Genomic DNA, 24,367 nt, shown 5'->3' with positions numbered 1-24,367 from the left:
TGCTTCATCGGGAAACTCGGTGGGTGGGGTCGCGGTATTTTGCCAAATCAGAAAGTTTTTTTCAGAGTTTCCCTAGGCTGACAAGCCAAGCGCTGGATCGCAACCATCCATCACCTTATCCAGCTAGATCTGCCTCCTCCAATAAGTGCCGCACAAATCCCGGCGGGTGCAGATTTCCGGGAGGTTTGCGCCAGATCAGTTGGAGACGCTTTTCAAGCCCCGGGATGGGAAGAGCTACCAGCGCGCCACTGCGAACTTCGTCTTGTACTGCGGAAGCCATCACCAACGACACGCCGAGTCCCGCCCTCACTGCTTGTTTGACTGCCTCGGTGCTGCCTAGCTGCATACCGCTGCGAGGCACGCCCAGTTCGCCAAAGTATTCGGTCAGAAGCCGTCCGGTACCGCTACCCGGTTCACCTCCCAGCATCGGCAGGTCCACCAGACGATCACGTTCTATGCACCCTGCTTCAGCCAGCGCATGGTCGGGGCTGACGATAAGCACCAGCGGCTCGACCCGCCAGAGGCGGTGTTCGAAGTCGGGGTGAGGTAGCCACCATTCCATGATCGCGGCGTCGAGCTGGCCCGCCAGTAGCTGGTCGGCCACATCCGGGTTGGCGGCGATGCGCAGATCCACCTCGCCCCTCTCATTTGCGGTCGTCAGATAGTTGCGCACGAATGGCTGGAGAAGGTAGGTGCCGATGTTGGAGCTGGCCCCGACGCGCTCACGATTGCCATGCAGGGCTTCTAGCGCCCGGGCGTGCATGTCGAGCAAGGCGGTCGCATGCGGCATGAAGGCCAGCGCCCGTGTGGTAGGCTGGCAGCCGCTACGACTGCGCTGCACCAGCGTTACGCCGACCTGCTCTTCAAGCTTCTGCAAGTGCTGCGACACCGTCGGCTGGGCCAGCCCCAACGCCCTCGCCGCGCTCTGAAAACTGCCTGTTTGAACGATCGCTACCAGGCTCTTCAGCCAGACCGGATTCAACATGCGGCAGGCTCGGCCTTGGGCAGACGGTTCGCAGCGTTGATTGGGCGCGCACCTGCCAATACCTGGATGATGTTCTGCGCTGCACAACGTTCAATCTCCAGGCGCACCGCGCGCACTGCCGACCCTATGTGCGGAGTGAACAGCGTATTCGGATGCGCGAGCAGCGCAGGATCGATCAGCCGCGGCCGGTCCGCGCGAGCCCAGTCTTCCATTTCGAATACATCCGCCGCATACCCGCCGAGCTGGCCTCGCTCAAGCGCCGCGAGCACGGCGGCTTCATCCACTACCGAACCACGACAGGGGTTTACAAGCAGAGCGCCCGGCCGTACGAGGGCAAGCAGCTCGGCGTTGACCAGATGCTGGGTATCGGCATTCAAGGGAAGCGCCAGCAGGATGAAGTCCGAGCTGGCGAAGAGTTCGCTGCACGCCACCTGGCGCAGGCCGAGCCGTTGCTCGGTTTGTGTATCCAGAGCCTTCGCCTCGTGGTACTGCAGGGTCGCGCCCCATCCCTGCAAGCGATCAGCCATGGCCAGTCCGATGGCGCCCATGCCAAGGATGCCGACCGTAGCGTTATCCAGCCCCGTGCCGTAGAACTGTGGTTGCCAGCCCTGGAACTCGCCAGAGCGGACGAACGCATCTGCTGCCCGCAGATGCCGCCCCAGCCCCACCGCCAGTCCGATCGCCAGCTCGGCAGTCGGGACCGTCAACAGATCAGGCACGAAGGTCAGCCAGACCCCGCGGGCAGTACAGGCGTCCACATCGAAATTGTCGAAGCCCTTGAGCGCGCAGCCGACTACACGCAGCTCAGGGCAGGCTTGAAGAAAGTCTGCATCGACCCGATCGGGCATGAACGCCATCATCGCCTGAGCATCGCGGCAGCGGCGCAGAATTTCCTCGCGCGTCAGCGTGCTGTCGGTCTGGTTGGTCATCAGCTCGCAATGTGGCGCCAGCAGTTGCAGGATCTCATCGTGTACTCGGTGAGTTATAACGAGTTTCGGCAGCATGGTTTGTCCTATTTGAAACGTTTGCGCAGCACGCCACTGAAGGCGTCTACTAGCGTGACCATGGCCAGGATGACCAGCAGGATTGCTGCAACCTCCTGGTACTGCATGATGCGCAGCGAGCCCATGAGTTCGAAGCCGATACCGCCGGCGCCAACCATGCCCATCACGGTGGAGGCGCGAAAGTTGTATTCCCAGCGGTAGATCGCCACGTCGGCGAACTGCGGCGTCACCTGTGGCAAAACCGCGTGCAGCAGCACTTGCATCGGCGTAGCCCCCGCCGCCCGAGCGGCTTCCACCGGCGCTTCGTCGACGTGCTCGATGGCCTCGGCGAAGAACTTGCCGACCATGCCGACCGAATGCAGACCCAGGGCAAGCACGCCCGGCAAGGCGCCGAACCCTACGGCTGCAACGAAGATGATGCCCATGATCAGCTCCGGCACCGACCGCAGGGCATTGAGCAGCACCCGGGCAACACCGAACACAAGGGGGTGCGGCGCCGTATTGCGCGCTGCAACGAAGGCCACCACCAGCGAGAACACCACTGCGATGGCCGTACCGGCGATGCTCATCGCCAAGGTGTCGATCAAGGGGCGAATCCAGCTTCGATAGCCCGAAAAGTCTGGCGGCATGGCCTCGCCTGCCAGGGTCGCGATGGAGGGCAGCCCGTTCAGCAGCGTGGTGGCATCGAGCAGCCCCACGTACCAGCAGGCCAACAGCACCACTCCGAATACAATCGCCACCTGCCCCAGCTGGCGCCACCAACCGAGGCCGAAGCCTCGAAGGATGTGCTCGCGTTGCTCTGCAGGCAGCGCCTGCACGTCGTAATGAGTAGACATATCGGTGCTCACATCGTGGCGAAGTCGAGGCCGAGCAGCGATCCCATGTTGCGGATCACATCGTAGTCGGCGTCGGTGATTGGCGCGAAGGCCTCGGCCTTGAAGTTGCGCAGCACTTCGGGATCGTCGATACCGACGAATACATCCCGCACCTTGGTTTTCAGCTCGGGGCTCAGGTTCGAGCGCATCGCCCAGGGGTACTGGGGGTATTCGCCGCTGTAACCAAGTACTTTCACCTTGCTCGGATCGATTAGGCCACGTTCGGCTACGTGATTGAAAATTACCTCCGACAGCCCACCCGCATCGGCGTTGCCGTTCGCCACGTTGACGGCAACGGCGTCATGCGTGCCCACAAAATGTTGTTCGTAGTCCTGCCCACCCGTCAAATCGGCCGTCTCAAGAAGCACGGTTTTGGGAATCAAATGGCTGGACGTCGATGCCCGGTCACCATAGGCCATCTTCTTGCCCTTAAGGTCGGCATACTCATTCACGCCTGACGCCACATTGGCGATAATCACCGAGCGATAGGTCGGCTTGCCGTCGATGACCATGGCAGCGAAGGGCTCGATGTCGCTTTTGCTTTTGGCCATGACGTAGGACAGCGGACCGAAATACGCCAGGTCGATACGGCCAAAGCGCATCGCCTCAATCATCGAGGAATAGTCGGTGGTTACGATCAGCTGCACCTTCTTGTCCAGATGCTCTTCCAGATAATCCTTCAGCGGCTGGTTACGCTTGATCAGCTCGGAGGCGTTTTCGTCCGGCAGCAGGGCAACCTTTAGCACATCCGGATCGGCATCGGCCGCTAGGGCGGACAAACTTGAAACAGCGGACAGCAAGCAAGTCAATAAGAGCGCGGATAAGCGTTTCATCGGGACATCTCCAGTGAAGGTTCGAGCATGACAGGTGGTTCAGCCGGAGCATTCGCTGGCTGAGTCGTAGAGCGGCCTGCATAGATGCGCTCAAGCTGCGCATCGGTGAGTTCCGAGGGCGCGGCATCGAAAACGATCTGAGAATCGGCCAGCCCGACGACGCGATCGGCGAAGCGGCGGGCATATTCGAGTTGATGCAGCGAAACGATGGCGGTGATGCCGTCTTCCTTGCAGATGTCGCGCAGCAATCCGAGAACACGGACCGAAGTGGCCGGGTCGAGACTGGCTACCGGCTCATCGGCCAGAATGATCGCCGGCTGTTGCGCTAGCGCACGCGCGATGCCTACCCGCTGCTGCTGGCCACCGGACAGTTTGTCCACCCGGCTTAGCGCCTTGTCTGCCAGACCGACCCGAGCGAGGCAACTGAGCGCAATCTCCTGATCGGCACGCGGCAGAGGAAACAGCGAGCGGAGCGTGTTGTGAAAGGCCAGCCGACCGGTAAGCACATTAGCCAGTGCGCTTTGACGTTCGATTAGCTGGTGGTGCTGAAAGATCATGGCGGTACGCCGACGATGCTGACGCAAGGCCGAGCCGCTGCCGAGTTCACCGAGTTCGCTGGTGACACTGCCGCCAGTGGGCGTGACGAGTCGATTGAGACTACGGAGCAAGGTCGACTTGCCTGCGCCCGAGAGACCAAGCAGCACGGTGAACTCACCACGCCGAAATGCAATCGAGGTATCGCGTAGGGCTGTCACGCCGCCTGGATAGACGACGCTCAACCGGTCGACCCGCAGCACGGCGTCCTGTATCGGATGGGGCGTCATTTGATCACCTTTCGCAATATTGCTGGCCGCACAATTGCGGTTCGCGATGCAAAGGGTAGAAATTCCTTGTTACCGCACTGCTTCTAAAGGATGACATTTCGATGAATACTTCGAATCTGCCGTAGCGGGGCGGCAAGCGAAGCCGTGGAAGAACGGGCGCAACGTAGCGTCTTTCTTCACGCGGGATACAGGAGGCTTTGATTGATACTGCTGCGGATTCGCTACAGTAACGTTGGGCCAGAACGTAATGCCATCCAAGCAAGAGAGCGCACACTAGCGGACTATAGGAGACATTCTATTCTTGCCCGTCGATTGACCTAGGCCGTTATGTGGCTGGTCGAAACCTTCAGGTGCCGCCCAACTAGACGTCTGTTGTCGCGCCCAGCTTAATGCTAGGGAAACTCTGAAGAAGACTTCCAGATTTTGGCAAAATACCCGGATTCCACCCACCGAGTTTCCCGATGAAGCAGATGACCTTCGCCGACGCCGAGTACGCCGGTAAGCGCAAACAAACCCGCAAAGAGTTGTTCCTGATCGAGATGGATCGGGTGGTGCCGTGGAAGGGTTTGATTGCCTTGATCGAGCCGCATTATCCCAAGGGTGAAGGCGGTCGTCCGGCCTATCCGCTGATGGCGATGCTGCGCGTGCACCTGATGCAAAACTGGTTCGGTTACAGCGATCCAGCGATGGAAGAGGCGCTGTACGAGACCACCATCCTGCGCCAGTTCGCGGGGCTGAGCTTGGAGCGTATCCCCGATGAAACCACCATCCTCAACTTCCGTCGTTTGCTGGAGAAGCACGAACTAGCCGCCGGCATCTTGGCTGTCATCAATGGCTATCTGGGCGACCGAGGGCTGTCGCTGCGCCAAGGCACGATCGTCGATGCCACGCTGATCAATGCGCCGAGTTCGACCAAGAACAAGGACGGTAAGCGCGACCCGGAAATGCATCAGACCAAGAAGGGTAACCAGTACTGTGTGTCACGAACACAGGTCAGATGACCTGTGCTGCTGTGCCGAAGATGGAAGTAGGCCTTCCGAAGTCGGCTTGCAGGAGCGGACTTCAAACCACCCGGTGCTGCTGCATCCAAAAGGTGTGGTGGTGAGCGACCGAGGAAAAGTCATCCCTGAGGATGGCAGGTGAGTATGGAGAAGATGAGCGAAAGCAAACCGTCCGATGACGCATCGTTATGCCCAAGGTGCTGCCGAAACTGAGGTGGAGTACTGGCTTCAGGACAAGTCGGGGCGTTACCTGCTTACGGACCCGATGGCAGCCGGTGTATAGGCGGCATGATCTTCATACAGGCTTTGGTACGGAACGTGAGAACCTTGTTCCAGATGCGAAGGAAAATGACAAATGGCCAACACCATGAGGAAGAATACCGATGCTGGAACGAGGGGCGGAGCCTCCCGTAGTAGCGATGAAGCCTCTGTAATGGAGGTGGAGCGAAGGGGCGGCGTTATCCGGCCGACGAGCGTTGCCAACCTCCGGGGATGAGTGGCGTGAGCTCGGCGAAACCTTATGACATAGCGAAACGCACGGTATGGGACGCCTACCAGCAGGTCAGGGCCAACCGCGGTGCTGCCGGCATCGACGATGAAACCATCGCCGATTTCGAGCGGGATCTGTCTAAGAATCTCTACAAGCTGTGGAATCGGATGTCGTCGGGGTCGTACTTCCCGCCTCCGGTCAAGCAAGTAGAAATTCCCAAGGCATCGGGAGGCACGCGCAAGCTGGGAGTGCCCACGGTTGGTGATCGTGTCGCGCAAACCGTGGTCAAGCTTCTCATCGAGCCGGAGCTGGACTCGATCTTCCACTCGGACTCCTATGGGTACCGGCCGGGACGATCAGCGAAGCAGGCGGTGGCGATCACGCGTGAGCGCTGCTGGCGATACGACTGGGTGGTGGAGTTTGATATCAAGGCAGCCTTCGATCAGATCAATCATGGGTTGCTGATGAAGGCGGTGCGCCTGCACATCAAGGAGGACTGGATACTTCTGTACATCGAGCGGTGGCTGGTTGCGCCGTTCGAAACGGATCACGGTATGCGCGTCCGACGCGAACGCGGCACCCCGCAAGGTGGAGTGATCAGTCCCCTCCTGATGAATCTGTTCATGCACTATGCCTTCGACACCTGGATGCAACGTACCAGCCCCAACTGCCCGTTTGCCCGCTACGCCGATGATGCGGTGGTGCACTGCCGCAGTCGAAAGCAAGCGGAGTACGTGATGCGCTCCATTGCTTCACGGCTGGCTGCCTGTGGCTTGACGATGCACCCCGAGAAATCGAAGGTCGTGTACTGCAAGGACAGTAACCGTCGCGCAGGTTATCCGCATGTGAGCTTTACCTTCCTCGGCTTCACCTTTAGGCCGAGGAAGGCGCTCAGCAAACAAGACCAGCTCTTCACGAGCTTCCTTCCGGGAGCGAGTGCGGATGCCTTAAAGCGGATGCGGCAAGCGGTACGCAGGTGGCGACTCAATCGCCAAACCCACGTGACGCTGGTCGACGTGGCTCGGCTCTACAATCCAGTGATACAGGGGTGGTCGCAATACTATGGCTCGTTCTATCGGACAGCCATGCTTGGCATCTTCCAGCACATTGACCGCGCGCTTGAACGCTGGGCCCGACGAAAATACAAGGCTCTTCATAGGCGCAAGCGGCGCATTAGCCAATGGCTGGACAAGATGCGGACTGTGGTACCCCGGCTGTTTCATCACTGGCGAGTGACCGGGCAGCAAGGTTGGATAACGGGAGCCGTATGACGCGAGAGTGTCACGTACGGTTCTGCGAGCGGCTGCGGGGGCAGTTCCCGCGGCCGACTCACCACTTCGGCATGAAGGCGCACATCGGTGTCGATGATGAGTCGGGCTTGGTGCACAGCGTGGTGGGCACGGCGGCCAACGTGGCCGATGTCACCCAGGTCGATAAGCTGCTGCACGGCGATGAGAACATGGTCGGTGCCGACGCGGGTTACACCGGCGTCGAGAAACGCCCTGAACATGAAGGCCGGGGGGTCATCTGGCAGATCGCCGCCCGCCGTAGTACTTACAAGAAGCTTGATAAGCGCAGTGCTTTGTACAAAGCCAAGCGCAAGATTGAGAAGGCCAAGGCTCAGGTACGAGCCAAGGTCGAGCATCCGTTCCGGGTGATCAAGCGCCAGTTCGGTTATGTGAAGGTGCGCTTCCGTGGTCTGGCGAAGAACACGGCGCAACTGATGACGCTGTTCGCGCTGTCGAACCTGTGGATGGCGCGCCGACATTTACTGGCGAATGCAGGAGAGGTGCGCCTGTAATGTGGAAAATGGCTGCCGCGAGGTGCTCGCGGCGGCTAAAAACACAGAAATAAGCGGGTGATCTGAGCGTTTTTGATCGATTTGCCGCTTTTAAAATCGGCAGGGGCTGAAGTCAGCCAGAAATACACAACTACTTCAGACCATCCTTAGAGATGAATCCAGTTTCAACCAGGATTGACGGTACGTCTGGCGACTTAAGTACGGCAAAGCCCGCCTGCTCCACACGCTTCTGGTGCAAAGTGGTGATGCCCGCCAAACTTCTCAGTACGGAGTGGCCCAGTTCCAGGCTCGTTGCGACTGTAGCGCTCATCGACATGTCGAGAATCACTCCTGCCAGCATGGGGTCCTTATCTTTGAGTGCGAGGCTTTTGGTCGTACCGAGTAACTCGGCGCCGTTCTCCTTCTGCGCGAGCCAGCGCGCAGTAGTGGACGTGGCTCCACCTTCCGATAGCGCATAGATCGACGCTCCGGAGGCCGTGCGCCGAGGCGCGGCGTCCGCGTGTATGGAAATGAAGATATCGGCATTGTGTTGGCGAGCAATCTCCACCCGCTTGCGTAACGGTACGTAAACATCGCTGTCGCGTACGAGTCGCACGGTAAACCCCTTTTCCCGCTCGATCCGTTTGGCCAACTGCCGAGCAATTGACAGCACCACATCTTTTTCCCGCTCGCCATTGGCCCCGACTGCTCCAGGGTCTTTACCGCCATGCCCTGGGTCTACCACGACGATGATGTCGCGCTTTGGATGAGCCGAATCATTAAGCACAACCTGCGGTGCAGCCGGCTGTATTGCCGGGGATGCCGAGTTGGAAATATCCAGCACTAAGCGATGCCCCTGTGCCTGTTCAGGTGCCAGCATGAAGGTATTCAACTGCACGGGACCTATCAGGTCCAGGACAATCCGCGTTCCTGTACCTTGAGGCCCTGAACGTATAGCGCGGATTGGCATGTTACCCAGTTGCAGTTTGCTCAAATCAAAGGCAAGGCTGGTTCCCATCAGATCGAGAATCAACCGATCCGGCGCCGTCAGGGAGAAGGTCTTGTACTGTGCTGGACCACTTAGGTCTAGCACCAGCCGAAGCTTGTCGTCGGTGTTCCATAGCCGAACATTTAGGACTTGTGCGGCTTGTAAGCCCAAAGGTAAAGCAAAGGCAAAACCGGCCAAAAATAGATTGAGTAATGAACGTCTGTGCATCTCGTTTACCGTTTTTGGGGAGAGTCCTTTCTCTGCCATTCAGATTAAGAACCGTAGAGCTTGCAGAGCGGCAAGGTGTCCCGGATAAAACCAGTAGCCCCATTGCCGCACCGGCCAGACGTTGAAGGTGAACTTCTGATGCAGCAGCCAGAGTCCGATCAGCGGAGCGGCAAATGCAGTGCTCAAGGCCAGCAATGAGTGAATTTCAAGATCCATAGCCCTGGTCACGATGCTACTGCGGGTGTTGCTCAACAGGCATAGAACTGCTGGCAGCAACCAAAGAGCACCGGGCCTCTTGATCGCTAACAAGACAGCCGCAGGAACGAGCGCGCCGTATAGCCCGTACATCAACGGGTCATCCAGCACGTAGGCAATCGCGGCAGCCATCAAGGCCATAGCGCTGCTCAACAAGGTGCGATGTTGCCATCCCCAGGCAATCACCAGCCCCAATGCCAGGGTAACCAACACGTTGAATGATCCCGAGGTGCTGATATAGCGATAAGGCACTTCTGAAATGGCGGCGAACACCAGCATCAAGGCGAGGTAGCGTCCATTCGCGGCAGTCAGTAATTCGCCCGGTTTGGAGCGCGCCACGTTGGCAGCAATGGCGACACAGAACAGCGGAAAGGAAAGCCGCCCCAGAATGAACAGATTGCTCATCTCCGGCCACACCAACCGCAAGTGATCGATGACCATGGTCAGCATCGCCAGCCACTTGATCAGATCCAGGCTACTGCTTCGGCTCTTGAGTGAGGAATGCTGGGTTGTATGAGCAGTCGTCATGTCCACCCCAGTGTGACGGCGGTCAGCAAGAGATAACGCACGCCCTTGGCCATGGTGACGATCAGCAGGAAACTCCAGAATGGCTCGCGCATGACTCCGGCGACGACCGTCAGCGGATCGCCAATGATGGGCACCCAGCTCAGCAGCAACGACCAGCGCCCGTAGCGCAGGTAAGACTGCTGGGCCTTTTCGAGCTTGCTCTCGCTCACCGGGAACCATCGCTTGTAGCGAAATCGCTCGATAGAGCGACCCAGAATCCAGTTCAGCGCAGAGCCAAGAACGTTGCCGAAGGTGGCGACCGCCAATAGCGCAGAAGCAACGTATTGGTTGGAGAGCAACATCCCGACCAACACAGCTTCAGACTGCATGGGCAATAACGTGGCGGCACCGAATGCCGCCAGAAATAGACCAAAATAGCTGGCGAGTTCGAACACTTAAACGACGCCTTGGGCGCTCAAGCCGATCCAACCATGGAAGCCTACGTACAGACCAACACCGATTATCAACACGCTGGACAGGTACGGTGCACGACGAGCCACGGTGCCCAGCCACGGCCAGCGGTTGGAAGCCTGTTTAGCACCAATAGCCGCAGCAGCTCCCACCGCCACCAAGGTGATCGCCAAGCCGATGCTGAAGCACAGGACGAGTATGCCTCCCAGCGCGACTTCTTTAACCTGAAGACACAGCAACAGAACGGTGATGGCAGCCGGACAAGGAATCAAACCACCCGTCAAACCGAACATGACGATCTGGCCCGTGGTCACCTCACGATTCGTGAAGCGCTTACGGATATCGTTGGCATGTGCGCGTTCATGCGCATCCTGATAGCCATCAATTGACAACTCCAGACCTTCCAGTTCGGAATGCGCGTGCCCGTGATCATGCTCCTGGAACGCCAGATCGTAATCATGGGAGTGGCCCGCATGCCCAAGACTCAAGCGCGCACTGAACTCATGAGGCTCCGGGATATCGACTGCCGACTCCAGAAAGCCTTCGCGCTCGACGAAAGAGAACGATTGAGTGCTGCCGTCCGGACGAGTCGTCATTAGGCGAACATCCGATGTAGCCCAAGCGTGTCCGGTCAATGTTTTCAGGCGCCAATGCGGTGGCATACCTACTTCAAAAATCGACAGTTCGATGCGCCCGTGGCCGGTATCGATTCGATGGGTTTCATCATGATGGCCATGGTCATGCTCACCGTGGTGGTGGTCATCACCTTGCTCGAACTTGAACATCTGCTCACCGCGCCAGGTACGCCACAGCATCCAAAGAGCAACTACGATGATCAGTGCAGAGGACGCAAGCTGGAAGTACGGCTCAGTGGTTTGAGCGTCCAGACCTTTGCCCAGGTACATGCCGCCGATGGCGACCAACCACACCACGGCGGTGTGCGACAGCGTCGCGGCCAGACCCAACAAAACGGCCTGTTTAACCGAACCACGAATGGCCACGATGAAAGCGGCCATCATGGTTTTTGAATGGCCCGGTTCCAGGCCATGCAAGGCACCGAGCAAGATAGCGCTCGGGAAATACAGCCAGGCGTGTGTACCGCCCTGTTGCAGCAGTTCAGCAAAGTTGGGCATGTCAGACCTAGAGGTACTTGGTGATTTGTTTGAAGGCTTCCAACGGTGCGCGCTCGCCATTGTTCAAGGCTGAGACTGTGTCCTCCAGACAGTGATCAATGTGATCCTGGATGAGCGTGCGCTTCGCTTGACATACGGCTTTTTCGACCGCATGCAGCTGCTGAGCGATGTCCACGCACTGACGCCCCTCTTCAATCATGGTGATGATGCCGCGTAAATGGCCGTCCGCCCGTTTGAGACGCTTGATGATCGCCTCGTGACTTTGGTGAGTGTGGGGATGGCTGTGTTCGTTTTCACTCATGACTTGAGCCTCGGGCCTTAATGAATTACGCTGGCATCCTATCCCCCCTTAGGGGATGCGGTCAAACGCATCAAAGCCCTGAAAAACGAGTTGAAGCCCGATCACGATGTTCAGCAGAACACTGACAACAACGGTGGTATTCGCGCTTGTCCTCGCCATGTTTGTGGCCTGGGCCGGGCATACCTATACGTTGTCAGTGACGTCGAAACAGCCTGCTTGGGAGGTTGCGCAAGACGCCCATCACTCTCATGAAGAGCTGACTGAGATGTCGTGTGCGAGCTGCTCGGATCACTATCACTCCCCGCTGACCCCTGACCATCAGCACGAAACACCGCAGCTCACTTCACTGTTGATTTTGGCCGAACAACCCAAGCTATCGGTGCGGGTTGATGCCCCGCAATATGCAGTTCCCCCTCCGCCGATATTCTTGATCAAGCGTCCACCCCGTCCTTCGTTCGCATCCTGACCATGGCCGCGCAGCGGCCTTTGATCCCTCCAACGTAGGATTTATCCATGCATTCGCACTCGATGAGCGGCGTGGGCGCATTCACTGCGCCATCGCACCGCCCGCTACTGCTGTTGTTTTTACTTGTCGCTGCACTTTTCCTCGGGATGCCCGAGGCGATGGCTCACGCCGTCGCGGAAGGTGACAAGGGCTTTATCCAGGAAAGTTCCGGCGTCATGTTGCTGCCCTTCATCTACATGGGCGCCAAGCACATGATGACGGGCTACGATCACCTGCTGTTTCTGTTCGGGGTGATCTTCTTCCTTTACCGCCTGAAGGATGTGGGGCTCTACGTCACACTGTTCGCGGTAGGCCACTCGGTGACGTTGCTGCTGGGCGTGCTGACCGAGATCAGCATCAGCTCGTACATCATCGACGCCATCATCGGTTTTTCGGTGGTGTACAAGGCACTCGATAACTTGGGCGCGTTCCAGCGCTGGTTCGGTTTCCAACCCAATACCAAAGTGGCCACGCTGATTTTCGGCCTGCTCCATGGTTTCGGCCTGGCCACCAAAATCCAGGAGTACGAGATCTCGCCCGACGGGCTGATCCCCAACTTGCTTGCGTTCAACGTCGGCGTCGAGATCGGCCAGTTGCTGGCCCTTAGTGCGATTCTCATTCTGATGGGGTATTGGCGGCGCACCGCCAGTTTCTGGCGCCACGCCTATACCGCCAACGTCGCCATGATGAGTGCCGGTTTCCTGCTGATGGGTTACCAGATCACCGGCCTGTTTATCTCCGCCTAAGGAATTCTGACCATGTTCAATACTCCGCTTCCAACTGTTAATGAATTGCCCAGCACTCGCAAACTGGTTCGTTCGACTGTCATTGCACTGCTGACTGCTATTGGCCTGCTGATGACCGTTGTCATGCCTTCGGAATACGCCGTTGATCCTACGGGTGTGGGCCGCGCACTGGGTCTGACCCAAATGGGCGAATTGAAGATCATCCTTGCCCAAGAGGCGTTGGCGGATACAGCGCCGCCGCAAGCATTAGCTCCTAGTTCAGCTCCAGCTCCAGCTCCGCAGATTGCGCAAATCCAACCTGCTGCAATACCTGTGGCCCAATCAGCGTCGGCACCGACCCCAGCCATGAAGACGAATCAAATGACCGTCACGCTCAAACCAGGTGAAGGGACAGAGATCAAACTGGAAGTGCTGAAGAACAAGACTGTGAGTTATGAATGGACAGCGGCTGGTGGGCTTGTGAACTACGACACCCATGGCGAGCCCTACAACGGTGAAAAGGGTTACTTCCACAGCTACAACAAGGGCAAGCAGGTCAAAAGTAATAAAGGCGAATTCACCGCCATTTTTGACGGCACCCATGGTTGGTTTTGGCGTAATCGCAGCAATAACGACGTGACCATTTCGTTGAAGACGAGTGGTGATTACCTGAACGTCAAACAGTAATCCGACACAGAGACGGCTGTCCTACTGCCGAAAACGCGGACTTCAGCCTGACCACAGACCATTTATTTCATCCACTTTTGAAGAGTATTCCCATGAAATCCCCAACCACTCTGATTCGTTCTGTGCTGCTGTTCTGCTTCCTGGGCTTGATGACGGCATGCGGCGGTGGTGAGAAAGGCACAACCTCCGAGAGCGCTGAGCACGGACATTCGCACGAGTAACACTCTAAAAAAACAAGGCCGCGATTGCGGCCTCGTTTTTCTGCATGACGAAAAGTTCTAGCCTATATCCCGCAAACAAATGACTGCTTTGGGTCGTCCTCTGCCGGTCATGGCCACGAAGCCTGCAGGTCAAATCCGAAGCAAATTACTGGTCAAATCGAATGCAAATGGCTGGGCAAGTCTGTGCAATTACCTAACGGATAGGCTCTCGACAGAACTGGTATAGCATCCCTTGATTCTTCTATGCCATCATCGATGCTTGTAAAATCGGAGGCTAAGGACATGGCAAACGATTTACCACCAGATTACATAGAGTTCGCGAAACAGCTGGGGTTCTCGTCACCAGAGCAGTGGGACGTGACCAGGGGAAATCTGAAAGATGGCTGGAAACGAATTCATCGTCGCATTGTGACAGGGCGGTCTCTTCGGGGGACGATTCTGGACTTTGTAGCTAGAATGAATTCGTCTGACGATCACTTTAGGCGCAAGTCCGGTGAGGTCGGGGTAACTAGGGTAACTCCAGTATCCGCGCAGGTTCAGCTTTTTGAGGATCTATACCCACAATTTGCGCCTTATGTTCCCCCTCAGACGTCGGTAGGATCTGAACACCGGATCAAAAAACCGAAAGCTCCCAAAGTCCGAAAGCCGAAAGTTAAGACGCCAATGTTTGTACAAATTGGATTTGGCTTAGTAAAGCACCTTCCGGCCACGGAAAATCGAGAGGGACAGCGTGATTCTCGACGAACACACTACACCAATCGAAAAAGCCTCAAAGAGCATAATTTACGTGCCAGGTTGGTCGCTAAGCGGATCACATGGGGATAGCGATTAATCCTGATATTTCTAAGATCTCAGTTGTTGCGCTAGATTTGTCAATTCGTATACTGCTCAATCATTTTATAAAGGTCATCTCATGTCCCGTCTTGCTGAGTTCCGTCAACTCGAAAAACACTTGGCCGAACAACTCGCTGCCCTTGAAGCCATGAAAGGCGACGAAGGCCTGAAAAAAGAAGTTGAATTCGAAACTAAGCTGCGGGCTTTGCTTGCCGAGTACGGTTATAGCCTCCGCAACGTCATCGCTCTCCTCGATCCCCAGGCAGCAAGCCGTGCTTCTACTACCGCTGCCCCGAAAAGTGTCCGCAAAGCACGTGACGTCAAGATCTACCAAAACCCAAATTCGGGCGAGTTGATCGAGACCAAGGGCGGGAACCATCGCCAGCTCAAGGAATGGAAAACTGAATTCGGCGCGGACATTGTTGAGTCCTGGCGCACTCAGTAAGATCGGTTTGAGTACAAATGAGGGCCCGGTGGGGCCCTTTTTCGTAGCCACATGCGGGGTAATCATGGATCGACATCTCTACAGGTTCAGGACAGCGGATCGTCTGCTCGGAAAAGACGCCACCGAGACCAAGGAGGCTGTGCCCGGTGAGCTTGAGAAGCTTGAGATTTACTTCGCACCGCCTGAGCAATTGAACGATCCTCTAGAGGGGTACAAGGAAATCTACTGGGCGGGTGATGAAATCGTCTGGGCGAATTTCTTTAGGCATTACCTATTGATACTAGCGCTTCGAAGCTGGGAGATTGATGACGCGGTAATGAGCGGCGTGCCACTTCCTAATGAGCTCCCAATTGGCCAGTATCCTGCTAATCTCCGGGGTGTGTACCTCTTTGCTTTCCAGGAAATGGATTACCTGCTCCAAAGTAGTGAGATATTTCAGGGGTACATCAAGGCACTCTCTAAAGCCGAGAGAAAACACTACAAGCCACAGTTGTTGCTCTACCTCAGTTCTCTGCATACGCGCTTCTTAACAATCGTACTTTCAGTAAGTTACAAGTACGAGTTAACCGGTGCACATCATCCTGAGAATCCTGGAGACCCACTAGGGGACAGTGACTTTCATCTGAAGATAATATCAAATATCGAAGCAGATGATGGCCAGCATCGTGATTTTGAGTCATACAGGCAGATTGCTGTCACAACCTCGGCGTTCTCCATCAAGGCTGCGCACGTATGGATCAATGATCATTACGGTGTGTATGACCTAATAACGGCATTTGCTCCTCGATATCTAGATCAAATCGACCAGCTAATGCACCCGAAATGGTATGTAGCCTGCTTTATGAAGGAGTGTAATAACTCCGCCATCTGGGGTAGCTACGGAGACAATCACAAAGGCATCTGCCTGAAATATAGGGTCTCAGGTGAAGACCAAGCACTATCTCTTGAAATGAATAAGCCGATAGGTCTTGGTCATAGCGGCATCATTTATGGCTTCCAGAATATGCAGTTCAAGGAAGTTTTCTACGATCGAGAACACTCGGAAATAGATTTCTTCAGATCATTAGGCAACGTCCCAAACGAGGCATTAGGTGGCTTCTGGTACAACGATGGCCAAGGAAATCTGAGTACCACTAGCGAGTGGTACAAAACTGATTCCAGTGATCTGCGAGAGAGGCACTGGAATAACCTTGATTTCGCTTTGACCTCAACGCTTCCTCAGTGGGAGTCCGAAAAAGAGTACCGCTTGGTTCTTAATTCCGGCATGGACATCACAGATAAAAAGCATCGAGTTTTGAAGTATCGGTTTTCAAGCTTGGAGGGCGTCATTTTTGGGATCAAGACGCCGTTGGAGTACAAACTCAAAGCTATTAGGATTATCAAGGCCCACTGTGAACGTGAAGGCCGTGAAGAGTTTCAGTTCTACCAGGCCTATTACGATCCGGAAACGAAAAGTATCCAACATGGCTTATTACCTGTTTCAATACACGATGCTGATATAAATGGTGGCTCTACTGAGCCTGGCGATTCATCAGCTGAAAGCTAGCTCGCAGATTCTCCACTTCTTCCGCAAGTTGGAATCAGGCATCGGGGCCGGCCACTGCCGAGTATTTATCGACGGTTGTAATCGGCGCCTATCGCTGTGCGGTCATAAGAGTAGAGGGTGCACGCTCTAACCATTGGAACAGCGATCTTCCCGCCAACGATCGTAATGTCTCCTTTGCGTCGTTATGAGCCTCTCAGCTTTGATGTCTGGGTGGTCCAATCCTCTGCAATCGGTGGTCAGTCAAATGCAAATGACTGGTCAGGTCGTATGCAAACGCATGGTCAATTGCGCTGCAATTTCGCAATTGAAGCTCAGTCAATTCGGGTATTCCTCAGTCTCAATGCATTGAAAACTACAGATGCAGAACTGACGCTCATGGCTATGGCAGCGATCATTGGCGACAGGAGGTGTCCCGTCAGTGGATAGAGCAAGCCTGCGGCAAGGGGAATACCCATCGAGTTGTAAAGAAAGGCGAAACCCAAGTTTTGCCGCATGTTTTTTACTGTTGCGACCGAAAGTGCCCTTGCTCGTAAAATCCCCATCAGGTCGCCTTTTACCAGCGTGAGTTGCGCACTATTCATCGCAACGTCAGTCCCTGTCCCCATGGCAATGCCCACATCTGCTCGCGCCAGGGCCGGTGCATCGTTGATACCGTCACCAGCCATGGCGACCTTCCGGCCGTATTGCTGGAGGTCTGCGACCAGACGCTCTTTGTCCTGAGGTTTCACTTCACCGTGGACTTCTTCAATCCCCATCTCCCTGGCGACAGCCCGAGCGGTGGTGAGCCCGTCGCCAGTAGCCATGATGATTTTGATGTCATCAGCCTTGAGCTTGGTGACTGCTTCTTTGGAGGTCGGCTTAATTGGATCTGATACTGCCAGTAACCCTGCCAATACCCCGTCGATTGCGAGGTAGATGATACTGATGCCGTCAAGACGCAACAACTCTGCACGCACTTGTAGGGGCTTGGTGTTCACGCCTGCGGCTTCCATCAACGCGGTGTTCCCCAGCTGGATCTTCTTGCCATCGACGATGCCACTGACCCCGATACCTGAACCAGACTCAAAGGATTCTGGCTTGGTGAGCTTAATGTTCTCGGTTCGGGCGTGATCGACGATTGCATGAGCCAAGGGATGTTCGCTGCCCTGATCAAGGCTGGCAGCCAGCTGAAGAACATCGTGGGGATTGAAACTTGGTGTGGCCTCCACGCTGTGAAACACTGGCCGACCCTCTGTCAGGGTGCCTGTCTTATCGACAATCAGCGTGTCGATCTTGCAAAGGTTTTCGATGGCACTGGCATCCCTGAACAGCACACCCATGCTGGCTGCTTTACCTGTCGAAACCATGATCGACATGGGCGTAGCAAGACCCAACGCACAGGGACAAGCGATGATCAGCACGGCGACAGCGTTGATCAGACCAAACACCCAACTGGGCTCAGGGCCAAAAAGCCCCCAGCCGACAAATGTCAGTATCGCAATCGCGATAACACCCATCACAAAGTAGCCAGCAATAGAGTCGGCCATTCGTTGCATTGGTGCTTTGGAGCGCTGAGCCCGAGCGACCATCTGTACGATTTGTGACAGCATGGTCTCGGCGCCGACCTTCTGCGCCTCCATTACCAAGCTGCCATGTGTATTCAGCGTGGCACCGATCAGGCTATCTCCAGCTCTCTTCATTACCGGCACTGGCTCGCCAGTGAGCATGGACTCATCCACCGCACTTTCACCTTCCAGTACTGAGCCATCAACTGGCACCTTTTCACCAGGCCTGACCCGCAGATGGTCTCCAAGGTGGACATGTGTGTGAGGAATGTCTTCTTCCTGTCCATCGGCATTGATCCGGCGTGCGGTCTTGGGCGATAGACCGAGAAGGGACTTAATGGCGGCGGAGGTTTGCGATCGGGCTTTGAGCTCAAGAATCTGCCCAAGCAAGGTGAGCGAGATGATGACCGCGGCGGCTTCGAAGTAGACGCCGATACGTCCATCTTGCATGAAGGTGGCGGGAAAGCTTTGGGGTAAGAGCGTTGCCATGACGCTGTAAAGGTAGGCTGCGGCGGTACCCAAACCAATCAGAGTCCACATGTTTGGACTGCGATTTCTAATAGAGGCTATGCCCCTTACAAAAAAGGGCCAACCTGCCCATAAGGTCACCGGTGTCGCCAGAGCTAGCTCGATCCAGTTTTGGATCGAGCCATGGAGGAGTTGTAACGAGTGTCCCGCCATGGCGAGCACTGTCACTATCACGGTTAATGGCAGCGACCACCAAAAGCGGCGGGCGAAATCCCGGAGTTCAGGATTTTCTTCTTCATCGAGCGTGGGCATGACCGGCTCTAATGTCATGCCACATTTAGGGCAGTTGCCGGGTCCGGGCTGGCGTATTTCCGGGTGCATCGGACAGGTAAACTCAGTGCCTGTTTGTACCGCAGACTCTGAAGAGGTGACGCGGGATTCGGCGCTCGAAACATTACCGCTGTAGCGTTCAGGATCAGCTCGAAACTTCTCCTGGCATTTCAGGCTACAAAATTGATATGTCTGTCCCTGATAAGACTCACCAAACTTACTTGATGAAGTGACTGCCATTCCGCACACCGGGTCACGTAGATCATCGTCATTGAGCGGAGCAGCATGGGCGTGACTGTGGTCGTGGTGGCTCGATATGGTAGGCATGGCTATTCCCCTTTTTCGTCCTTGTGGGTTGCTGCCTGATCGCCATGGCTATGTCCGCCATGTCCATGTCCAAAAAAGTGCATCAATGGACAGATCAACAGAATCAGATAAGGCCAAAATGGATAAACGTGGCTGAAATGCTCCCGCAAAACGTAAAAGGCACCAATCGCAATGAGCATGATTAGTACAACGCCTGTTTTGCGCCTCCAAAATGGTGCGGTGGTGTTTCCATCCGGATGCTGATGGTTATTCATGATCTAAACCCCACTGTGTGAGCATTGCTGTGATCTCTGCGACAGAGCGTAGCCAACTCTTGCGTCGAAGCGGTGTTAGCAGCCAGCTCTGGCTTATTTCAGGTCAAACTGACCGACCATCCCTGACTGATAATGCCCCGGCACGTTGCAGCCAAACTGAAGCCCAGTGCTGTTGTTGAAGGTCCAGATCAGCTCTTTGGTTGCGCCAGGCTCAATCAGGACGCTGTTCGGGTCGTTGTGCTCCATTCCGACCATCTTCATTCCACCCATGCTGTGGCCCATACCGCTCATCGTTTTCCCGGTACCTGTGGGGTTAAGCGTTCCGTTCTGGAACATGCTTGCCATTTCTTTTTGGTGTGCTGCGTGAGCAGCAGCTTTGCCGATGTTGAACTCGTGCAGCAGCGAACCCTCATTGCGAAGGACAAATCGAATAGTTTCACCAGGCTTTACGTCGATGCTTTCAGGTTTGAAGAAAATATCGCCCATCTCGACCTCCACCGTACGGGTAACCTCAGAGGCGACTCCAGGCTGGCCGATGTCCTCTTTCCCATGCCCTGCGCTGGCCATAGCCGTAGCACCGAAGAGTAGAGTGATTGCTGCGATGACAGGGGTAACGAGCTTAGCTTTCATGGTGACCTCGAGAGTAAGTGGGAAACACTGGCTATGCTAATGATGCGGAGCTGCCAGTTAACTGACCTGAACACTACATTTCTGTCAGTTTTCGAAATAAATACGGCGTCCAGATGACGCCGCATTTAACAGGACTGTTCAAAAAGCTCTTTTCAGGGAGTTGCTTACTGATGGTTCTCTGACAGCATCAGCTTGTGCTCGCGTTGCATTTGACTCAAAACGTCGTCGACAATTTTGTCGTGCTTTTCCATCCAGGCCAGGTGCTGCTGGGGTGACATTGAGGCGTCTGGATGATCTTTATGGAGTTGGCTCATGATGTCGCCGAGCATTTTCATATGCTCGGCCATGTGGACATGACGCTGTCCTTCAGGGGCTTTTTCAGCTTGGATCAGTACGGCTTCAGCCCTGTCGCGCAGGCCTTCCATACGCTCTATCACCCGGTCTCCGCCACTTTCAGCCCATACAGAAGCTGAGACGAGTATCGAGCTCACAAAAAACAGCATTTTCAGGCGATTCATGGGGCAACTCCTTATGGAATTGTTTTCCGGCTCCCTAACGTTTCATGCTGAAGAGTCGGTCGAGCACCAGGAAGTACTCATGCTTGAACCCTAGACAGCGCTCGCTGACATCTACCTGAAGCCAATATTACTTTTCTGTCAGTTGCTGGTTGGCTGGCGTGTTTCGTTGCAGACTGCGCTTCATCATTATCCGAGAGCCACCCTCATGAGACTTCTGGTTGCTGAAGACGAACCCAAAATAGGTATCTATTTGCAGCAAGGACTCACGGAGGCGGGGTTCAATGTGGATCGCTTTACCAATGGCAAGGTGGCGCTACAGCACGCTTTGAGCGAGGCCTATGACCTGCTGATTCTAGACGTCATGATGCCTGGGCTGGATGGCTGGGAAGTACTTCAGAAGGTTCGTGCATCCGGAAAAGATGTTCCCGTGCTCTTCCTCACGGCGCGAGATCGCGTTGAAGATCGAGTGAAAGGACTTGAACTCGGTGCAGATGATTACCTGATCAAACCCTTCGCATTTTCTGAACTGTTGGCTCGCGTCAGAACGTTGCTGCGTCGGGGTAACGGCGCTCCCTCGCAAACCTATATGAAACTGGCTGATCTGGAGGTGGACCTGCTCAAGCGTCGGGCCATTCGTGGAGGTAAACGCATAGACCTTACGGCCAAAGAGTTTGCGTTGCTTGAGCTGTTGCTACGACGTCGAGGGGAGGTGCTGCCAAAGTCACTTATCGCCTCCCAGGTTTGGGATATGAACTTCGACAGCGATACCAACGTTATCGAGGTTGCAGTGAGAAGGTTGAGGGCCAAGATAGATGACGACTTTGAGGTCAAGTTGATTCATACCTCTAGGGGGATGGGTTACATGCTCGACGCGCCTGATTCGGAGTCGGAATGAACCGAATGTCCCTGACGACCCGTATGAGTCTGATGTTCATGCTCGCGGTAACGGCCGTGCTTACGGTCGCCGGACTCAGTTTCAATAACCTCAGTCGGCATCACTTTAAGATGCTGGATCAGCAGGCATTGAACGAAAAGCTCCACTCGACCCAGAGAATTTTGTCCGGGTTGAACAGCATCGATCAACTCAGCGAATTTAAGCCTGAGCTGGAGGCGCTGCTGGGGGCTCACCGTGATTTGACTGCCCTAATAATCGATGGTGACGGCAAGCTGCTGTTTGCTGATCCCGGTCCGGTAGATATTCCGAAGGAGTTCCGCACAACCACAAACAACAACGTCTGGGAGTGGCGGGAGCAAGGGCAGATGTTCCGTGGAGTGACGGCACAAGCCGTTGTGACGGGGCAAGACAAGCCGTTGACAGTCATTTTGATCTTTGACGTTACTCAGCATATGTCCTTTTTCGAGACGCTTGAACGATGGTTTTGGATAGGGTTGGTGATCAGCGCATTGGTCAGTGCTGCACTCGGCTGGATGGTAGCAAGCAGTGGCATGCGGCCCATTCGCCAGGTCACGCGGGTCGCTGCCTCAATGTCAGCAAAATCACTCAAAGAGCGCATCCCCTTAGCACCCGTTCCCAAAGAGCTTCAGCAAATGGTGCTGTCGTTTAACGCAATGTTGTCCAGGCTCGACGATGCATTTGTCCGGTTATCGAACTTTTCCGCAGACATTGCCCACGAACTACGGACCCCCGTGAGCAACTTGATGACCCACACCGAAGTGGTGCTTTCAAGAAAAAGGAATATTGAGGACTACGAAGACAACCTGTACTCAAATCTTGATGACTTGAAGCGTATGAGTCGGATGATTGATGACATGCTTTTTCTGGCGAAATCTGACAACGGTCTGATCACACACGAGAACAAACCAATAGACCTCGTGGAAGTAGTGGAAAAATTGCTTGAGTACTACCGCCTTTTGGCTGATGAGCGAGGGATTCAACTCAAGGTTTCAGGAAGGGGCAGCGTCCGAGGCGATGTCCTTATGCTCCACAGAGCCATTTCTAACCTGCTCTCTAACGCGCTTCGCTACACCTCTGAAGGGAAGACGATCAGTGTCGAAATCCTCCAGAAGGAGATGTCGGTATTGGTCGTCGTGGAGAACCACGGAGAACCCATTGCCCCCGAACATCTTGAAAAGCTTTTCGATCGTTTTTATCGCGTGGACCCAGCGCGGCGAGAAGGGAGTCCAAGCAACGCAGGGCTAGGTCTGTCGATTACCCGATCAATTATTGAGGCGCATGATGGCAAAATCTGGTGTACGTCATGTGACGGGAAAACGGCCTTTCATCTAGAGTTTCCTAGTGTTGACTTGGAGGTCAGCTGAACAACGGCGTATTTGTGATCAACGGCGATCTCTCAGCCTGCGCCCAGCGTCCACTTTCGTTATTTTTGAATGAGTGAAAACCCTAGTATCTGGGGCACGCGGTCTCGTCTTTAAGTCTCGCTACGCCCGCCAATTCGAGGCCAAACACCGCGTCAAGCTGACTGAAATGTAATCGAACAGTTTGCGTTCGTGTGGCATCGTGTTCTTGCACTGTGACGTTGGGGCCTAGTGAGTTTCTCGTGTTCAACCTGACCTAGAACACGGAGGCTACTAGCTAATCATCAGTGGTTTTAACAAGAATCGAAAAGTAAAAATTAGATATTCCAAACAAACCTCGAATCAACAGCTCTTGCTGTGAGGAGTCTTGCATGTCATTCCTTAAAACTACGACCGTAGCTGTTGCACTTACCGCTGGTTTGCTTCTGAGTGCAGTTGCTCAAGCACATCCAAAGCTCCTTTCTTCCACTCCGGCAGAAGGCTCGAATGCGGCGGCCCCTTCGAAAATTGAACTGCACTTTTCTGAGAATCTCACCACTCAGTTTTCCGGTGCAAAACTAATCATGACCGATATGCCTGGCATGCCGAACTCCCCAATGGGTGTTAAGGCCGCCGTCGCTGGTGGCGGTGATCCGAAAACGATGGTGATTACACCGGCAGCACCTTTGACCACCGGTACCTACAAAGTCGAATGGCGTGCTGTCTCCTCGGACACTCACCCGATCACCGGCAACTTCTCATTTAAAGTGAAATGATTTATGAGCGACTCAATAAATATTGTGGTTCGCTTTGCTCTTTATTTCGACCTGATGCTGTTATTCGGATTGGCAATTTTCGGCTTGTACAGCCTCAGGGGAAAGGAAAGAGTATCGGGCACGGTCTTGAATTTTGAGTCGCTTCTTTACGGTACTTCCGTTGCAGGTGTAGCTCTGTCCCTTGCCGCGATGTTGTTGCTTGCGAAAGCAATGAGCGGTGTGTCGGAGCTTATGGAGCTACATCGTCATATTTTTGAAATGGTCCTTATGGGGACTGACGTCGGGTTGACCTGGATGGTCCGAATAGCTGCCTTGGTGATGGCAATTATTGGCGTCGCGTTGAACAAGCGATTTCCAACACCCAGTCTCTGGATCGTCACTGTATGCGGAGCGATTGCGTTGGCGACGTTGGCATGGACAGGGCACGGCGCCATGGATGAGGGCAGTCGACGCTACTGGCATTTCATCACCGACATTTTCCACCTATTAGCCGCAGGTGGCTGGTTGGGCGCTCTATTGGCATTCGCTCTACTGCTGCGGTTGAAATCGCTAGGGAAACTCTGAAAAAAACTTTCTGATTTGGCAAAATACCGCGACCCCACCCACCGAGTTTCCCGATGAAGCAG

The 24,367-nt window shown here is 55.1% G+C and carries 22 protein-coding genes and 3 pseudogenes; 11 read left to right on the top strand and 14 right to left on the bottom strand.

Going from position 1 to position 24,367, the window contains the following annotated elements:
• Positions 1–115: 115 nt before the first annotated feature.
• The 5 genes from AC1Q6I_RS33355 to phnC are packed head-to-tail and all read right to left on the bottom strand — an operon-like array spanning position 116 to position 4,521.
• Entirely contained in the window at positions 116–985 is an 870-nt protein-coding gene (locus AC1Q6I_RS33355; protein WP_010466239.1) for a LysR family transcriptional regulator, read from the bottom strand.
• Positions 979–1,989, bottom strand: coding sequence for a phosphonate dehydrogenase PtxD (gene ptxD, locus AC1Q6I_RS33350; RefSeq protein WP_003118429.1), 1,011 nt, complete (start codon positions 1,987–1,989; stop codon positions 979–981). The genes AC1Q6I_RS33355 and ptxD overlap by 7 nt, the downstream gene beginning before the upstream one ends.
• A gap of 8 nt (positions 1,990–1,997) precedes the next feature.
• Positions 1,998–2,825, bottom strand: coding sequence for a phosphonate ABC transporter, permease protein PhnE (phnE, locus tag AC1Q6I_RS33345; RefSeq protein WP_010466252.1), 828 nt, complete (start codon positions 2,823–2,825; stop codon positions 1,998–2,000).
• Between the two features lie 8 nt (positions 2,826–2,833).
• Positions 2,834–3,697 (bottom strand): phosphate/phosphite/phosphonate ABC transporter substrate-binding protein, encoded by an 864-nt coding sequence (gene phnD / locus AC1Q6I_RS33340; protein ID WP_010466255.1) that lies wholly within the window; start codon positions 3,695–3,697, stop codon positions 2,834–2,836.
• A complete protein-coding gene (gene phnC / locus AC1Q6I_RS33335; RefSeq protein ID WP_003118432.1) occupies positions 3,694–4,521 on the bottom strand; it encodes a phosphonate ABC transporter ATP-binding protein in 828 nt (275 codons plus the stop codon). Before phnC ends, phnD begins: the two co-directional genes overlap by 4 nt.
• A gap of 461 nt (positions 4,522–4,982) precedes the next feature.
• Between phnC and AC1Q6I_RS33330 the strand changes: the two are divergent.
• The 3 genes and pseudogenes from AC1Q6I_RS33330 to AC1Q6I_RS33320 all read left to right on the top strand — a co-directional run.
• Positions 4,983–5,495, top strand: a pseudogene (locus AC1Q6I_RS33330) (IS5-like element ISPre1 family transposase); the annotation flags it as partial.
• Between the two features lie 519 nt (positions 5,496–6,014).
• Positions 6,015–7,283 (top strand): group II intron reverse transcriptase/maturase, encoded by a 1,269-nt coding sequence (gene ltrA / locus AC1Q6I_RS33325; RefSeq protein ID WP_010466266.1) that lies wholly within the window; start codon positions 6,015–6,017, stop codon positions 7,281–7,283.
• A 59-nt stretch (positions 7,284–7,342) separates the two neighbouring features.
• Positions 7,343–7,813 (top strand): annotated as a pseudogene (locus tag AC1Q6I_RS33320) (IS5 family transposase); the annotation flags it as partial.
• 130 nt (positions 7,814–7,943) lie between these two features.
• Here the strand turns inward: AC1Q6I_RS33320 and AC1Q6I_RS33315 are convergent.
• From AC1Q6I_RS33315 to AC1Q6I_RS33295, 5 genes are read right to left on the bottom strand one after another with little or no spacing between them, the layout of a single operon-like run.
• The gene (locus AC1Q6I_RS33315; protein ID WP_041161326.1) at positions 7,944–9,008 is read right to left on the bottom strand and encodes an N-acetylmuramoyl-L-alanine amidase; all 1,065 of its coding nucleotides are present in this window, start codon (positions 9,006–9,008) and stop codon (positions 7,944–7,946) included.
• 39 nt (positions 9,009–9,047) lie between these two features.
• Positions 9,048–9,791, bottom strand: a complete 744-nt coding sequence (locus tag AC1Q6I_RS33310) for a TraX family protein (protein ID WP_024078238.1) — start codon at positions 9,789–9,791, stop codon at positions 9,048–9,050.
• Entirely contained in the window at positions 9,788–10,225 is a 438-nt protein-coding gene (locus AC1Q6I_RS33305; RefSeq protein ID WP_024078237.1) for a YqaA family protein, read from the bottom strand. The genes AC1Q6I_RS33310 and AC1Q6I_RS33305 overlap by 4 nt, the downstream gene beginning before the upstream one ends.
• Positions 10,226–11,374 carry a nickel/cobalt efflux protein RcnA gene (locus tag AC1Q6I_RS33300; RefSeq protein ID WP_024078236.1) on the bottom strand — a complete coding sequence of 383 codons (1,149 nt, stop codon included), beginning with the start codon at positions 11,372–11,374 and terminating at the stop codon, positions 10,226–10,228.
• 7 nt (positions 11,375–11,381) lie between these two features.
• On the bottom strand, positions 11,382–11,675 hold the full coding sequence (locus tag AC1Q6I_RS33295; protein ID WP_024078235.1) for a metal-sensing transcriptional repressor: 294 nt from the start codon (positions 11,673–11,675) through the stop codon (positions 11,382–11,384).
• Between the two features lie 513 nt (positions 11,676–12,188).
• Here AC1Q6I_RS33295 and AC1Q6I_RS33290 point away from each other — a divergent pair.
• From AC1Q6I_RS33290 to AC1Q6I_RS33275, 4 genes are all read left to right on the top strand, one after another.
• Positions 12,189–12,926: a HupE/UreJ family protein gene (locus AC1Q6I_RS33290; RefSeq protein WP_024078233.1), complete on the top strand. Its 738-nt coding sequence runs from the start codon at positions 12,189–12,191 to the stop codon at positions 12,924–12,926.
• 12 nt (positions 12,927–12,938) lie between these two features.
• A complete protein-coding gene (locus tag AC1Q6I_RS33285; RefSeq protein WP_024078232.1) occupies positions 12,939–13,592 on the top strand; it encodes a hypothetical protein in 654 nt (217 codons plus the stop codon).
• Between the two features lie 1,134 nt (positions 13,593–14,726).
• Positions 14,727–15,092 (top strand): histone-like nucleoid-structuring protein, MvaT/MvaU family, encoded by a 366-nt coding sequence (locus AC1Q6I_RS33280; RefSeq protein WP_024078231.1) that lies wholly within the window; start codon positions 14,727–14,729, stop codon positions 15,090–15,092.
• A gap of 64 nt (positions 15,093–15,156) precedes the next feature.
• Positions 15,157–16,638 carry a DUF2971 domain-containing protein gene (locus AC1Q6I_RS33275; protein ID WP_041161059.1) on the top strand — a complete coding sequence of 494 codons (1,482 nt, stop codon included), beginning with the start codon at positions 15,157–15,159 and terminating at the stop codon, positions 16,636–16,638.
• Positions 16,639–16,949: 311 nt separating this feature from the next.
• On the opposite strand, the gene AC1Q6I_RS33270 is transcribed toward AC1Q6I_RS33275, so the two are convergent.
• The 4 genes from AC1Q6I_RS33270 to AC1Q6I_RS33255 all read right to left on the bottom strand — a co-directional run bounded on the left by AC1Q6I_RS33270 (position 16,950) and on the right by AC1Q6I_RS33255 (position 20,709).
• The gene (locus AC1Q6I_RS33270; protein WP_024078229.1) at positions 16,950–19,307 is read right to left on the bottom strand and encodes a heavy metal translocating P-type ATPase; all 2,358 of its coding nucleotides are present in this window, start codon (positions 19,305–19,307) and stop codon (positions 16,950–16,952) included.
• Between the two features lie 2 nt (positions 19,308–19,309).
• Positions 19,310–19,561 (bottom strand): DUF2933 domain-containing protein, encoded by a 252-nt coding sequence (locus AC1Q6I_RS33265; RefSeq protein WP_019821297.1) that lies wholly within the window; start codon positions 19,559–19,561, stop codon positions 19,310–19,312.
• Between the two features lie 93 nt (positions 19,562–19,654).
• Complete coding sequence (locus AC1Q6I_RS33260) at positions 19,655–20,191, bottom strand: cupredoxin domain-containing protein (RefSeq protein ID WP_024078228.1); 537 nt, start codon at positions 20,189–20,191, stop codon at positions 19,655–19,657.
• A 164-nt stretch (positions 20,192–20,355) separates the two neighbouring features.
• Positions 20,356–20,709, bottom strand: a complete 354-nt coding sequence (locus AC1Q6I_RS33255; protein WP_024078227.1) for a co-regulatory protein PtrA N-terminal domain-containing protein — start codon at positions 20,707–20,709, stop codon at positions 20,356–20,358.
• Between the two features lie 205 nt (positions 20,710–20,914).
• Between AC1Q6I_RS33255 and AC1Q6I_RS33250 the strand changes: the two genes are divergently transcribed.
• From AC1Q6I_RS33250 to AC1Q6I_RS33235, 4 genes and pseudogenes are all read left to right on the top strand, one after another.
• Positions 20,915–21,604, top strand: coding sequence for a heavy metal response regulator transcription factor (locus AC1Q6I_RS33250; protein WP_024078225.1), 690 nt, complete (start codon positions 20,915–20,917; stop codon positions 21,602–21,604).
• Positions 21,601–22,989 carry a heavy metal sensor histidine kinase gene (locus AC1Q6I_RS33245; RefSeq protein ID WP_024078224.1) on the top strand — a complete coding sequence of 463 codons (1,389 nt, stop codon included), beginning with the start codon at positions 21,601–21,603 and terminating at the stop codon, positions 22,987–22,989. The genes AC1Q6I_RS33250 and AC1Q6I_RS33245 overlap by 4 nt, the downstream gene beginning before the upstream one ends.
• Positions 22,990–23,357: 368 nt before the next feature.
• Positions 23,358–23,741, top strand: a complete 384-nt coding sequence (gene copC, locus AC1Q6I_RS33240; protein WP_019821291.1) for a copper homeostasis periplasmic binding protein CopC — start codon at positions 23,358–23,360, stop codon at positions 23,739–23,741.
• A gap of 3 nt (positions 23,742–23,744) precedes the next feature.
• Positions 23,745–24,293, top strand: a pseudogene (locus tag AC1Q6I_RS33235) (copper homeostasis membrane protein CopD); the annotation flags it as partial.
• Positions 24,294–24,367 lie beyond the last annotated feature (74 nt).

The organism is Pseudomonas sp. MPR-R2A5, from assembly GCF_058793055.1.
The sequence above is the reverse complement of the archived record's forward strand: the minus strand, read 5'-3'. Positions and strand labels throughout refer to the sequence as shown.